Genomic DNA, 14,689 nt, shown 5'->3' with positions numbered 1-14,689 from the left:
GTTTCGGATTGCCAGAATAACTTTTGATATGAAGAGGCCCTTATGTAACAGTTGGAAAAAGTTATGTTTATTAATGATTTTTTTGTCTATATATTTATTTCTATAATCTAGAAAATTATGCATGTAATTTTATTTTTAGTTTTCTTTCTAAATAATTTACTCCAGGGAGAGGTAACAGGGAAAGTAATTTCGGTTGCAGACGGAGATACGATAACTATATTAACAAGTGAAAAAGTACAGGTGAAGATAAGGTTACATGGTATTGATTGTCCAGAAAAATCACAGCCATTTGGAATGGCAGCAAAGAAGTATACAAGTAATCTTGTTTTTGAAAGATTTGTTAAAGTTAAAATAACTGATGTTGATAGATATGGTCGAAGTGTTGGTCTGGTGTATTTGAATAATAATAAAGTATTAAATGAAGAAATATTATCAGCAGGTTATGCATGGCACTATATAAAATATGACCAAAACCCTGCTTGGGATAGATTAGAAATCGAAGCAAGAAGAAAAAAGATTGGCGTATGGAGCCAACCCAATGCTATCGAACCATGGATTTGGCGTAAGAATAAAAGTTTACATCAAAATTAATCTCTGGGTTTGCCGATGGTGTAGAAAATGCATCCACATAGTCCACAGTAAACTCATTTTAACAGTAGCTTTTTCGATACTGAAACAATATTTATTTCTGATCTATTTATTTAATAAACTGTCAAGTTCTTTATCAGTTAGACCAACCTGAATGCGGGTTTTTGTGGGCTTATTGTAAAGTGAAGTCATAAATGCAAAAAGTACTGGCAGTGTAATGACAATAATTACCAGTGCAATCAAAAGTTTTGAATTCTTCAAATTGGTAGTAGTTGAGTTAAGTTGAAATGGGTACAGAAATTTATTTTTTTGTTGGTATTTCCGTCTTAACTAACAAATAAGCTCCTGCAATTGCACACATCCCCAAAAAAAATGCTGAATTTGATGCTCCTGTATTAAAAGTTACCCCATATCCGGTAAAATCTCCCCAATAACCTGATTGGGTAGTGTGTATTAATATCTGAATACATTTGATAACTGGAAAGAATAATAAAATGAGTGAAACAAACAATTGAAAAATTGTTTTGATGGAGTTAAGTGATTTCATTTATACGAAAGATTTACAGCAATATAGTGCATTTCAAAACAGATTAAAACCAATTTAAGTACCTGTTTAAAAATGGCTTGATTTTCAATTGATTTAGAAAATCTCCCATATTTGATTATCCTCTAGGATTCCTTTTTAAAATCTCCCATTACCCATTCATTTCGTACTTACAGTTTTATTTCGATAAAATTTTAGTGTCTGTATTACAGGTTGTTATGTGGGATTAGTGAAAAAGTGTGATAGAAAAACTGATGCATTTACACTAATGAGTAAATGAATGAAAATCAGTTTAGAATGAAGTACAGTAATTACCGGGCAGAAGACTTTGCAAGTGATGTATCATTTCTTAATTATCATCACAATTCAAATGAAGAGGATGTGTTTTTTTGGAAAAAGTGGATAGCACTTAATCCGAAGAAGCGCGAAGAGGTTAATGCAGCAATCATTCTGATTCAATCATTATCATACACCAAACAACCGCTAAAGTTTGAACACAATTTACGTGAACTTGAAAACTATATCAACAGCACTTCGCTAAACCAAGTTACTACGCAAATCGAAAAACAAACCACTAAAAAGATTTTCAGTCTATCAGGGTGGGTAAAGATTGCGGCGATGACTGTATTTGCTATTAGTTTATTATTCAGCATTTACAAATTCATACAACCTAATAATACCAAACAACTGATTGCTTACACTGAATTTTATTCAGAGGCAGGGCAAACCAACACGCTGGTTCTGAGTGACGGTTCCAAAATTACCATTCATGGCAATAGTAAGCTAAAATACCCAAAGACATTTAGTGGGGACGAAAGAAGGGTAGAACTGGAGGGGGAAGCCTTTTTTGAAGTTGTAAAAGATAAAAAGCATCCGTTTATAATTTCCACCGGAAAGTTGGAAACCAGAGTGTTGGGTACAAGTTTTAATGTGCGGGCTTATCCATCAGACCAAACAGTTAAAGTAGCTCTTGTAACCGGAAAGGTAAAAGTTACAAATATCAAGAATAATGAATCAATGCATTTGGTTCCTTCACAAATGGCCGTATTCTCCAAGTCGACCCAGCGGCTTGCTAAACAAAGCTTCAATAATGAGGTAGAAACCGGTTGGAGAAACGGAGTGCTTTTGTTTACCAATGCTTCGTTTGCTGAATTAAAAGCCAAGATAGAAGCCCAATATGGCATTACGCTTATTAATGAAAGTGCAAAACAAAAATGGACTTATACAGGACGAATTGCAGAGCAGAATATGAAAGAGGCGATGCAAAATATCTGTTTCGTCAAAGGATTAAGTTATGAAATAAAAGGTGATACCGTAATTGTCAAATAGCTCTAAAAAAAATAATAACCCTAAAATCTAACCTAAATATGAATCTAAAATTACTATGTAATGCTTTTAAAGTTCCTAAACAGTCAGTCTTGCGGCTCGTTACAGGACTGTTATGCCTAAGCTCGTTGACCGTCAAAGCCCAATCCAAACTCAATGGCGAGTATGTGAGCTTAAATGTTAAAAATAGGCCCATTGCCGAAGTTTTTAAACAGGTAGAACGACAAACCAATTATCGTTTCAGCTATGATAATAATGAGTTAAATACAAGCACAGCTGTAACCCTAAATTTAGCAAATGCACCTATTAATGAGGTGCTTGAAAAGCTTTCACAAAGAGCTCCGGTAGAATTTAAAAAACAGGATCAGGATATTTTAGTTAAACAGCAACATAATACAAATACAGTTGCTGATGAGATCCTTATAAAAGGAACTGTTAGAGATGAGAATGGGCAACCATTGCCGGGAGTGACAATACTGATTAAAAATTCAAGCAAAAGTACCGCTACCGATATTAATGGAAACTTTTCAATTCAGGCTTCTGAAGGAAGTTTTCTTGTAGCTCAAATGGTAGGCTTTAAAATTCGTGAAATTCAGATTACAAAAAAGATCACCACTTTAAATCTAATACTCAATGAAGAAACAAAAGCATTGGGTGAAGTGGTAGTAACGGCTTTGGGTATCAAAAAAGAGAAGGCAAAAATTGCTTTTGCCACTCAGGAAGTTAAGGGTGCTGAAATGGAAAAAGCCAGAGAGTCCAATGTTCTCAGCAGTCTTAATGGCAAAGTGGCCGGTTTGTCCATTTACAATTCATCTACATTATTTGAAACACCCTCTCTCACTTTGCGTGGAGGCAATCCATTAATTGTTATTGATGGGGTGCCTACCCGTACTGATTTTTGGAACTTAAACCCTGATGATATTGAGAGCGTAAACGTATTGAAGAGTAATGCAGCAGGATTGTTATACGGTGGTTTGGGTAAAGAAGGTGCTATTATGATCACGACCAAAAAAGGAAAAGGAGGCGCCAACGGCGTAGAGGTGTCTTTTAATACTTCCACCCAATTCCAGGCGGGATTTCTTCGCATTCCTGAAACGCAGGATCAATATGGTATGGGCTGGAACGGTCAGTATGCATTTAAAGATGGTCGTGGCGGCGGTACCTACGATGATTATGGATACGTATGGGGGCCAAAGCTAAACCAAAAAGACCCAAACACTGCCAGCGGCTTTGTAGAGATTCCTCAGTACAACAGCCCGGTTGATCCTAACACAGGCAATCTGGTAGCATTACCATGGGTAACTCGCAGTCAAAGTAATTTGGAAAAGTTTCTGCGCAATGAATTGTTAAATACAACAAACTTCAGTTTGGCCGGGAAAACCGATCGCAGTGATTATCGTATTTCTTTATCTCATGTTTACCAGCGTGGCCAGGTACCAAATACCAAACTTAATTCCACCACTTTAAATCTTGCAGGCGGTTTAAAAATAACAGAAAAGTTAAAGGCTGAAGCCACAGTATCCTATAACAAACAGTACACGCCTAATTATCCTTCTACTGGTTACGGACCCAATAACTTCTTTTACAACATCGTACTATGGATGGGGCCTGAAGTAGATATTAATGATATGCGTAATTACTGGAAGGCGGGAAAACAGGATCTCAACCAACAAACCTACAATTATACATGGTACAACAACCCTTGGTTTTTGGCAAACGAGTACTTAAAAAACTATACAAATGATGTGGTGGTTTCTCAGGCAAATTTAACTTATGATATTACCAAAGATCTGAGTTTTCTTATCAGAGGTGGAGCCACTGTAAATAATGCACTTTCAGATACTAAAACACCATATAGCTTTATTAACTATGGAACTTCAAAGTCTCCGTTTGGGCAATATAGTTTAGGCAGTAGTAATAACCTTCGTCTTGTAACAGATGCATTGCTTACTTATAAAAAGAGTTTTCTGAAAGATTTTAGTGCAACTATTTCTGCAGGAGCCTCCGATCGTTATGAGCAATCCAAGTCTCTTAATTCCAATACAGTTGGTGGTCTAAGTGTTCCAGGAAGCTATAATCTTGCTAATTCCCGGGATCCTATTCAATCTACTAACAACTTAATAGAGCGCGAAGTAAAAAGTGTATACGGTTATGCTGACATAGCCTATAAAAACATGGTGTACTTTAATCTAAGTGGGCGTAATGATTGGTCGAGCGCGCTGCAAAAGCCTTATAATTCATTCTTTTACCCATCGGCTTCCCTAGGATTAATAGTATCTGAAATGGTAAAAATGCCATCTGCTATTTCCTTTGTGAAATTGCGTAGTGCCTATGCAGACGTTTCTTCCGACCCTACAGCCTATTATACATTGCCCACTTATTCACGTGGTACGAGATGGAATGGTACACCTTCGCTTAACTTGCCGGGTTCAATATATGACCCTGCACTTAAACCGAACAGAACTATATCAAGAGAAGTGGGTACTGAGCTTAAGTTTTTTAGCAATCGCATAGGTGTTGATTTTACTTATTACAATTACCTGGATAAAAACTCAATCAGAACTATTCCGCTTTCACAGGCTTCGGGTTATAGCAGCTTAATTATTAACGGAGATGTTTACAATAGAAAAGGAATTGAATTAATTCTTTCTGCCACTCCAGTTAAGAGCAATAACTTAAAATGGGATATCGCCTTTAACTACAGTCGCTTGAGAAACTATGTGAAAGAATATTTTGGAGGAGACAGCATCAGAGATGGAGTGAAACTTGGAGAACGTACAGATGTATATCGCGGATGGGCCTGGGAGCGTTCACCAGATGGAAAGATCGTAATGGAAGGAGGTCTGCCAAAGTATATTAACCAAGCGGTAAATATGGGTTATACAGGCCATGATTGGGATTTTGGTATCACTAACAATATTGCATACAAGAACTTTAACCTTAGTTTTTCATTTGACGGACGTATTGGCGGAAAAATGTATAACGGTTTGGAAGCGAAACTATTTGAGGGAGGTATGCACAAATCAACAGCAAACCAATATCGCGATGATTCCTATGCAGGAAAAGCCACGTACCTGGCTGATGGGGTAGTGGTTACCGAAGGAGCTGTAGAATACGATCCGCAGGGTAATATTATTAGCGATACCAGAAAGTTTGCACCTAATACCACCAAAGTGGATTATGTTGATTGGGTAATGACCACTTATACCAATGGTATTGACGAGGCCAACTTATACGACAAAACTTTTGTTAAACTAAGAGAAGTCGCCTTAACCTATAATGTATCTCCTAAGCTGTTGAAGAAAACACCTTTCAGTTCAGCCAACTTTTCAGTAGTAGGTCGTAACCTGTTACTGTTCACCAAGGTTCCGTTTATGGATCCTGATGGATATGACGGTTTTGACTTGGCTGAGCCCACTTACCGAAATATCGGTTTCAACCTTAATCTAAAGTTTTAAAAAGGAAATGTTTTGTATTCAGTGTTAAAAAAGACTATAATGAAACCTTTATATAAATTATTTGCATTAACAGCATGTCTACTTGCAATGCTCTCATCGTGTAAAAAGCATGATTATTATTTGGAGAATCCCAATAATCCATCTTCAGCTTCTTCTGCACTTTTACTTACCAATATTTGCGTGAGCACCTTTAATGGCTGGCCGGCAGATCCTGCTTATGCAAGCCGGCACTTAACTTATTATGAGCGCCCAAATGTGAATATAAATTACGGTTGGGGGGCATCAGCTTATGGAGCTTATGATGTATTACGACAAATACAAAAGATGGATGAAATGGCTCAAAAAACAGGAGAGGTGAACTACAGAGGATTGGCAAAATTTTTTAGGGCTGTTCATTTTATTTCCCTTACGGAATCTTTTGGAGACGTACCTTATTCGGATGCATTGAAAGCATTGGAGGGCGTGCAAAAACCTAAGTATGATGCTCAGGAAGATATTTATGCAGGGGTTTTAAATGAGCTGGAAGAAGCGAATAGCATCCTTGATCCTAGTAAAGGTACTCTTGCCGGCGATATTATTTATGGAAGTAAATCTCAGCAGATCCTTCAATGGAAAAAACTGGTGAACGCCTACCGTTTGCGCATCCTTATTCATCTTTCTAAAAAAGAGAATAATGCAAAACTTAATGTCAAGCAGCAATTTCAAAGTATAATTAGTAACCCAGATAAATACCCGTTAATGACAGGTAATGCTGATAATGGACAACTGGTTTTCAATACTTCTGCAGCCAATAATTCTTATCCGCTTTTTCAGAGCACAACGGTAGCTAGTTTAGTTTCTTTGGAAAAAGGATTTGTAACCATACTAAAGGACAGGAATGACTCTCGATTGTTTAGTTTTGGCGATCCTATATCTGGTATGGCACCTAATGTGTTTAGCAGTTATGAAGGAGTAGATGCCGGTCTTACCGTTGCTAATCAGCAAACAGCCTCTAAAAACGCTTCAAGATTAAAAAGAAGGTATGTTGAAAATCAAGTAAATGAGCCTTTAATTTTTATGGGATTTGCTGAGCAGCAGTTTTTAATTGCAGAGGCAATCTCAAGAGGTTGGATACCTGCAGGAAGAGGAAGCTACATTACTGCTGAACAAAACTACAATGCCGGTATTGATGCTTCGTTTGCTTTTTATGGAATTCCGGTAGCCACTTACAAGGACGGTGTTAAGGTTAAGTTTGATTCAGCAAAGGCTATAGAGCAAATCATCACCCAAAAATACATCGCATCTTTCATGAACTCTTTCTGGGAGCCATTTCTTGAGCAGCGTCGTACAGGCTTTCCAACTTTTAGCGTTGGTCCTGGTACATTAAATGGTGGGCAAATACCTAAGCGCTGGAAGTATCCGCAAGCCGAATACACAATTAATAAAACCAATATTGAAGCTGCTGTGCAACGTCAATATACCGGGTCTGATAATATAAACGGAGTAATGTGGGTTTTGCAATAGAATTTGAAGTGGGTATTTAACAATGCCATTAAGTGTAGGTTATTAGTGTCATTCCGAGGCACGAGGAATCCGCAACCGAACCGCTTTTGGGAGGGATACTTCGTGCTTCAGCATGACAAGTATATTATATGCTTGTTGATGTAGAGTCTGTTAATTCAAGTAATGGTTATCTTTATTCTTTAATCTTAATTCTCGTATACTAAAAATTATGCAAAGAAGATTCCTTTTCGTTGCCTTGTTTATAATGGCTGTATTTGTAGGGAACTGCAAATCTGCTGTGAGTGAAATTATTAGCCCTAAAACGATTTCTCCTTCTGTAGATACCGATTCCTTGCAGTTAAAAGTATTGCAGTTAAATGTGTGGCAAGAAGGCACCATGCTCAATGGCGGGTTTGATGCCATTGCTGATGTAATTATACAATCAAAGGCTGATGTGGTAACCTTAAGTGAGGTTCGTAATTATAATGGAACCAAGTTTAACGAACGCATTATTAGTGCATTGAAAGTAAAAGGAGCTAATTTTTATTCGTTCTACGATAATAATGTAAGCATTCTCTCCAAATTCCAGATAGCTTCTTTCACTGCGGGCATGTACTCAGGTAATTTCGATAAGATTATCCTTCAGCCGAGTAAAGAAGTGAGAATTGCTGTATACTCTGTTCATATTGATTACACGCACTATGCATGCTATTTACCAAGAGGTTACGATGGTGTTACCTGGAAAAAGTTGCCAGCTCCCATCACGGACGTAAACGCAATACTTCAACAAAATATTGATTCTAAGCGCGATGAAGCTATTAATGCTTTTGTTGCTGATGCAGCCGAAGAACAAAAAAAAGGAAGCATTATCATTATGGGAGGAGATTTCAATGAGCCATCGCACCTCGATTGGACAGAAGCAACCAAAAACCTGTTTGACCATAACGGAACCGTTGTGCCATGGCACAATAGTATAACCCTGCAAAACAAAGGCTATAAAGATGCTTATCGGGTAAAATATCCTGATCCTGTCAAATACCCAGGCTTTACATGGGCTGCTTTCAATGCCAATGCAGAATTGTCAAAATTAGTTTGGGCACCCGATGCCGATGAAAGAGACCGCATTGATTTTATCTATTATAATGACGATAAACGAATTACGCTGCAAAATATAATCGTGGTAGGTCCTTCTGCTTGCATTGTAAGAGGCAGCGGTTTTGAAGATAGGACACTTTCCGATCCTTTGCTTAAACCCAATGGCATATGGCCATCTGATCATAAGGGATTATTAGCAACATTCAAAATAACAAAGAAGTAAGAAAAACATAGATCTGCTCTGGTTTTGTCATAAGCCCGGAGATTCACAAACATATCGCTTTAACCATAAATACCATAGTTGATATGGGCTGGATAAGATAAAGGTGAAGTATGTTTAGAGGTGATGTTCTATATCGGTATGAGTAATTCATAGTTAAGTCTGCGATGTATTGTATAATATTTAATCTAAACATATCACCCCAGATCCATCTTATGAAAAAAACAATATTCTTTTGTTGTTCGAGCAATTTAGCTTGCAACCAATTGCGTGCTGTTGTTTTATTCGCGTTATTGCTTTGTTTCAGCAATACGTTGCAAGCACAAACAGTTACAACAAATAAAGCATCCTACAATACAGGTGAGCCTATTTCAGTAAATTTCACCGGCTCAACAATGTCAAAGGATTGGATTGGATTGTTTCTTCAAACTACCACACCGGCCGCAGGTAACAATATTGGGTGGCTTTACACAAGCGGTACACAAACTGCCGCCAAAAAAAAGATTGCCAGTGGAACAGTCACTTTTACTGGTGGTATTGCAGCAGCTGGCAATTACAAAGTGTGCCTTTTAGCAAATGATGGTTTTACTGTTATGGCTGCGGTTAATTTCATCGTTGTATCGGCTTCAATAGAACCGGTTGCTGCATTTACAGCCAGTTCGACTTCCGTAATACCAGGTGGATCAACAACATTTGCAGATCAATCAACAGGCGCTCCAACTTCATGGTCGTGGTCATTTGCTGGTGGAACTCCATCAGCCAGTACCGCTAAAAACCCTACTGTAACTTATCCCACAAGTGGAACTTATGCGGTTACGCTTACAGCCACTAATGCTAATGGATCAAACACATTGACTAAAAACGGTTATGTCACAGTTGCCTCGGCCGGAACAAGTCTTTTAAAAGTGATGCAGTTCAATGTGTGGCAGGAAGGAACATCGGTTGCAAATGGTATGACTTACATCAGAGATGTAATTAATTCAGTAAATCCTGATATCGTGGGTTTTACGGAAGTTCGAAATTATAATGGCGACTGGACGACAAAAATTGTTAACGATCTTGCGGCAGTTGGCAAAACGTATTATAGAGGATATGTAACAGGTTCTGATGTTTCGATTATCAGTAAATATCCTATTAGTTTGTCGGGTCCAATATTAAATGGTGCAACTGTTGTTTATAATGTGAATGTAAATGGAACTACTGTTGTTGTTTGCCCTTCGCATTTAGATTACACCTATTATGCTACCTATTTACCTCGTGGTTATGCTTGTGGTGGTTCAGGAGCATATGCGGGATGGAATCCATTAAATCCCTTTGCACCCGAAACCAATTTAACAGCAATTTCAGGTCAAAATCTAGGCTCTCAGAGAGATGAGCAAATCGTAGCTTTTATTTCGTACATGCAAAACGAAACTCGTCCTGTTCTGTTAATTGGTGATTTCAACGAGCCTTCTTGCTTAGATTGGACTGCAAGACAAGCAAATTTATACGATCATAATGGTGTGGTTTATCAATGGAACACAACGCTTTCCCTTAAAAATAATGGCTATACAGATGCATATCGTCAAGTTTATCCTGATGAGGTGTTAAATCCAGGAATTACTTGGCCAGCTGTTGCCACAAACGGAGGAGTGAGCACCAGTTGGACTCCATTGAGTGATGAAAGAGATCGTATTGATTATATTTTTTATAAAGGAGAGGGTGTAACGGCTACTACTGCGGCCATAGTTGGACCAGTTAGTTCTTATGCTTATAATGTTGCAACAGCCGGAGGTAATGGAAATGATATTTTCGAAGCATCAACCTTGCCTTGGCCATCTGATCATAAAGCAATGGTTGCAACTATCTCTATCCCAGCTACCGTTTCAGGTCCTACAATAAAAACGAGTAGCGAGAAAACTAATGAATCAACATTAAATAATACTTCTTTAGAAATTAAAGCCTATCCAAATCCATCGAACGGACTGATAACTTTAGTTTCATCAGAGGATTTTTCTTCACAAGTTTTCGTGTCTGATTTGGATGGAAGAAAAATTCTAAACAAGACTATTAATTTCAAAATGAATGATCACAATACATTGGATTTAAGAGCTTTTAAAAATGGAATTTACTTAATACAAATAGTTGCGCAAGAGAAAATTCAAACAATAAGGATTATCAAAGAATAGTTGGTTGGTGATCATTTAAAAATTGTCATAAACAACTGTTGTGTTAAAGAAATTTTTGAAATGGTAACCAAGTACAATCCGACTGCATGGTTATTTGTAGCCGGTTATTTTATCTCTATTGAAGCGTTCGAAAACTTTAAAAAGTTCTAAATTTTTAGAAGGATAGGTGTACATAATGATTATAAAAAAACAAATCAGCTTTATTTTTCTCCTGAGTGGCATCCTGTTAACAACCAGCGTCTTTGCCCAGACCGCCATCTATCAGCATTCTTTTAATGCTGATCCCAGCTACAATACCATTAAATCTTTAAATGGCTCAGCACTTGATCTTTCTGCTTCAGCGTCTCAACGAAACGTGCTTAAAATGCCCTACGCATTACACAACAATAAGCAATCATTTTCAATAGTACTTTGGGTTAAAGCTGCTCAAAATTTGCAAAGCAATTACGAGATCATAAGAGCAGTAAAAGAAGAAAATAAAAAGCAGTTTGGCTGGAGTATTGGTGCACAAGCTAATGGAGCATGGTATTGGAAAATCAGTGATTCAAATACAAGCTACGATTACAATCCCACTCCACAACGACAGAGTATTAAGGATCAACAATGGCATTTATTGGCTTTTACTTATGATACTGACAAGAAAGAAAGCCGTTTATATTATGATGGTTTAAACGTTGCCATTTATTATACGCCTGGCCTCGACAGTGTTAATGTTGCTGATGAACTGCATATTGGCGGTAAGCCTTCCGGCGATATTGGCGAATGGGACACTTTTAATGGCTGCATTGATGAAGTAAAAGTATTTGATCAGATACTGCCTTCAACTTATTTCATTAATGAATATGCAAAGTGCTATTCCTCTGGAAAGAAAGAAGCAGAAATGCATGTAATAGGCACTTTTAAAGTAATGAACTATAACATTTGGCATGGGGGCAATGAAACGGGTAAAGAAGTTGGAGTACAGCGTATTGTGGATGTTATCAAAAGCTCTGGAGCTGATATTGTTTCGATGCAAGAGACGTATGGTTCGGGGGCAAAAATTGCTGATGCCTTGGGCTTTTATTTTTATCTGCGGAGTACAAATCTTTCGATTATGAGCCGCTATCCAATAGAAGAAACAGCGGATGGGTATGAACCCTTTTATAACGGAGGGGCTTATCTCAGATTAGCTAAGAATAAACGAATCCTGTTTTTTACCAATTGGCTTAATTATCCTTTTGATTACTGGGAAATGATTGAAAAGGGGAAACCCATTGATACTGCTGATTGGCAACGACAGCAAGACAAGGTAAATGCTCAACGACTTCGTAATATTCTGCAGAAAATTGAGCCTTATGTCAGCCAAACTGCTATTCCGGTAATTTTTTGTGGTGATTTCAATACCGGTTCTCATCTTGATTATACCGAAGCCACCCGTCACCTCAATAGCGGCTACGTAATAAATTTTCCTGCAAGCAATGTCATGCAAAAAGCAGGATTCATTGATAGCTTCCGCGAGCTTTATCCTGATCCATTAAAAGATAGAGGCATCACCTGGAGTCCGCAATTTCCAAAAGCTTTTAAAGATCGGATCGATTACATTTATTACAAAGGTCATCAACTGAAGGCAATAAAGTCGTTTGTGATTGATAAACATCCGGTTAAATACCCCTCAGATCATGCTGCAATGGTTACTGAATTTAAGTTCAAAGACTGAGTCTGATATTTGTAAAGTAACTTCCTCTACTATTGTTGGATAGGTTTGCGTTCTTTTCTTCAAGGATTTAGGTTCACGATTCAATGTGTCTATACAGATTCAAGGAATTGCATTAAATGATAGAAACTATGTAATAGGCTTGAGGTTAATGTCTTTTATTTTTTTAAAAAGCTGTTTTTCATTTGATTGTGTAGGGTGAGTTTTAAATTATCAATTATTTTTTTGTTAATTCGTCGTTGCAAACGAGTTAAATGATATCATATAGAGAACGAACTGATAATGACTTATTTCATCTTCTGAAAGAAGGTAATCATGCAGCTTATGAGGAAATTTATAAGAGGTATTGGGCGATTTTATTCAGACATGCTCGCAGGATTCTGCAAAATGATGAAGAATCGAAAGACATTATTCAAGACATTTTCACTATGCTATGGGTTAAGTCTGCTGATATAGCTCTGACATCAAATTTATCGTCATTTCTTTATGCTTCAGTTCGAAATAGAGTATTGGACCTTATTGATAAGAATAAGGTAAGAAGTAATTATTTGTTAATTCTTGAAAATGAAATTAACTCGGACAGAGTTTCAATAGAACATGAAATGCATGAAAAAGAGTTAGCACGAATAATTGAAAAAGAAATCTCGCTTCTCCCTCCTAAAATGCGCGAGATCTTTGAACTCAGCCGAAAAGCTGAGTTGCCCTATAAAGAAATTGCCGACCAATTAGCTATCAGTGAAAATACGGTTAAAAAGCAAATCAGTAACGCGCTTAAAATTCTAAGAAGTAAGTTAGAAGTAATTACTCCCATTTTCTATTTTTTTCAAATCTGGATAAAACATTAAATCGCTTTTTTTGAGCATTTGAGTTGGAAAATTTTGTTTTTTTGAAAAAAAACAAAATTTATATTACACAAAAGCTTTAGTTACCCGTCTTAACCATATATCTGGCAAAATAGCTGTATGGAAGATTTAAAAGGCAAAGCATTAATCCGTAAATATCTCAATGGGGAGTGCTCTCCTTCAGAAAAAGCAATTATTGAAAAATGGTATCTAGATCTTGCTCAGCAAGAGCAGCAAGATATTGCTGAGCTGGATTATGAAAAGATTGAAGCGGAAATATGGAGCCATTTACCTAAGAGTCCTCAGAAAGAAAAAAGAATAATTAGACTCTGGCAACGATATACGGCTGCAGCAGTTGTTTTGCTTTTATTATCGACTAGCATTTATTTTTTCGCTAGAGAATCAAATAACCCACAAATAACTTCTAACTCCAAGGAGATTCTGCCAGGTGGAAATAAAGCTACATTAACATTATCTGATGGATCAATAGTTGTGTTAAGTGATCATCTTAATGGAGCTATTGAAAATCGTGATAATGTAAAAATTATGAAGATGCAGGAAGGGGTGCTTAGTTATGATAAGATTGATGGGAATGAAAATGTTAGTTCTGCTCTAAACACACTTTCCACTCCATATGGTGGTACTTACCAGATTGGACTGTCTGATGGAACCAAGGTTTGGTTAAATTCAGGTTCTTCCCTTAAATATCCTACAAAGTTTACTGGAAACGAGCGATTAGTTGAGTTAACTGGTGAAGCTTATTTTGAAGTTGCCCATAATAAAGAGAAACCATTTAAAGTAACTTCTAATGGGCAGGTTGTTCAGGTGCTGGGTACTCATTTTAATATTAATGCTTATTTGGATGATGCCACTGTAAAAACAACTTTATTGGAAGGATCTGTTCGCGTTTCCTCCCTTAGATCAAATAATAAATTACAAAAAGAGACTATCCTGAAACCTGGCCAGCAATCCCAAATTAATCAGATAAACGGAGATATTAAGGTAGAGCCTGCCGACTTGGAAGAAGCTGTAGCATGGAAAAATGGTGATTTCGTTTTCAGACAGCAACCATTAACGCAAATCCTGACAACCTTAAGCAGGTGGTACTCAGTTGAAATTAAATATGAGACCGACCAATTATCTAAGCAAACATTTAGCGGGGTTATTTCAAGATCGAGAAATCTATCAGCCGTCTTGGAAATGCTTGAGTCAACAGGTCAGATTAATTTTGAAATACAAGACAACAAAATCGTAGTGAAGAATAAATAATAAT

General features: G+C 37.2%; 11 protein-coding genes. 9 read left to right on the top strand and 2 right to left on the bottom strand.

From position 1 onward, the window contains the following. Positions 1–117 precede the first annotated feature (117 nt). Entirely contained in the window at positions 118–591 is a 474-nt protein-coding gene (locus tag L2B55_RS14920) for a thermonuclease family protein (protein WP_237846960.1), read from the top strand. A 102-nt stretch (positions 592–693) separates the two neighbouring features. Here L2B55_RS14920 and L2B55_RS14915 read toward each other — a convergent pair whose 3' ends face one another. Continuing rightward, positions 694–849: a hypothetical protein gene (locus tag L2B55_RS14915; RefSeq protein WP_237846959.1), complete on the bottom strand. Its 156-nt coding sequence runs from the start codon at positions 847–849 to the stop codon at positions 694–696. A 40-nt stretch (positions 850–889) separates the two neighbouring features. After that, the gene (locus L2B55_RS14910) at positions 890–1,135 is read right to left on the bottom strand and encodes a hypothetical protein (RefSeq protein WP_237846958.1); all 246 of its coding nucleotides are present in this window, start codon (positions 1,133–1,135) and stop codon (positions 890–892) included. A gap of 273 nt (positions 1,136–1,408) precedes the next feature. On the opposite strand from L2B55_RS14910, the gene L2B55_RS14905 reads away from it, so the two are divergent. The 8 genes from L2B55_RS14905 (at position 1,409) to L2B55_RS14870 (ending at position 14,685) form a co-directional block, all read left to right on the top strand. Beyond that, positions 1,409–2,461 (top strand): FecR family protein, encoded by a 1,053-nt coding sequence (locus L2B55_RS14905; protein ID WP_237846957.1) that lies wholly within the window; start codon positions 1,409–1,411, stop codon positions 2,459–2,461. A 38-nt stretch (positions 2,462–2,499) separates the two neighbouring features. Next, positions 2,500–5,916 (top strand): SusC/RagA family TonB-linked outer membrane protein, encoded by a 3,417-nt coding sequence (locus L2B55_RS14900; protein ID WP_237846956.1) that lies wholly within the window; start codon positions 2,500–2,502, stop codon positions 5,914–5,916. Positions 5,917–5,955: 39 nt separating this feature from the next. Further along, positions 5,956–7,419 carry a SusD/RagB family nutrient-binding outer membrane lipoprotein gene (locus L2B55_RS14895; protein ID WP_237846955.1) on the top strand — a complete coding sequence of 488 codons (1,464 nt, stop codon included), beginning with the start codon at positions 5,956–5,958 and terminating at the stop codon, positions 7,417–7,419. A 208-nt stretch (positions 7,420–7,627) separates the two neighbouring features. Continuing rightward, positions 7,628–8,716 carry an endonuclease/exonuclease/phosphatase family protein gene (locus L2B55_RS14890; protein ID WP_237846954.1) on the top strand — a complete coding sequence of 363 codons (1,089 nt, stop codon included), beginning with the start codon at positions 7,628–7,630 and terminating at the stop codon, positions 8,714–8,716. Positions 8,717–8,928: 212 nt separating this feature from the next. Further along, positions 8,929–10,881, top strand: a complete 1,953-nt coding sequence (locus L2B55_RS14885; RefSeq protein ID WP_237846953.1) for an endonuclease/exonuclease/phosphatase family protein — start codon at positions 8,929–8,931, stop codon at positions 10,879–10,881. A gap of 175 nt (positions 10,882–11,056) precedes the next feature. Next, positions 11,057–12,577, top strand: coding sequence for an endonuclease/exonuclease/phosphatase family protein (locus tag L2B55_RS14880; protein WP_237846951.1), 1,521 nt, complete (start codon positions 11,057–11,059; stop codon positions 12,575–12,577). Between the two features lie 251 nt (positions 12,578–12,828). Further along, a complete protein-coding gene (locus L2B55_RS14875) occupies positions 12,829–13,419 on the top strand; it encodes an RNA polymerase sigma factor (protein WP_237846950.1) in 591 nt (196 codons plus the stop codon). Positions 13,420–13,536: 117 nt separating this feature from the next. Beyond that, positions 13,537–14,685, top strand: a complete 1,149-nt coding sequence (locus L2B55_RS14870) for a FecR family protein (protein ID WP_237846949.1) — start codon at positions 13,537–13,539, stop codon at positions 14,683–14,685. Positions 14,686–14,689 lie beyond the last annotated feature (4 nt).

It is taken from the genome of Solitalea lacus (assembly GCF_022014595.1).
Lineage (GTDB): Bacteria > Bacteroidota > Bacteroidia > Sphingobacteriales > Sphingobacteriaceae > Solitalea > Solitalea lacus.
The sequence above is the reverse complement of the archived record's forward strand: the minus strand, read 5'-3'. Positions and strand labels throughout refer to the sequence as shown.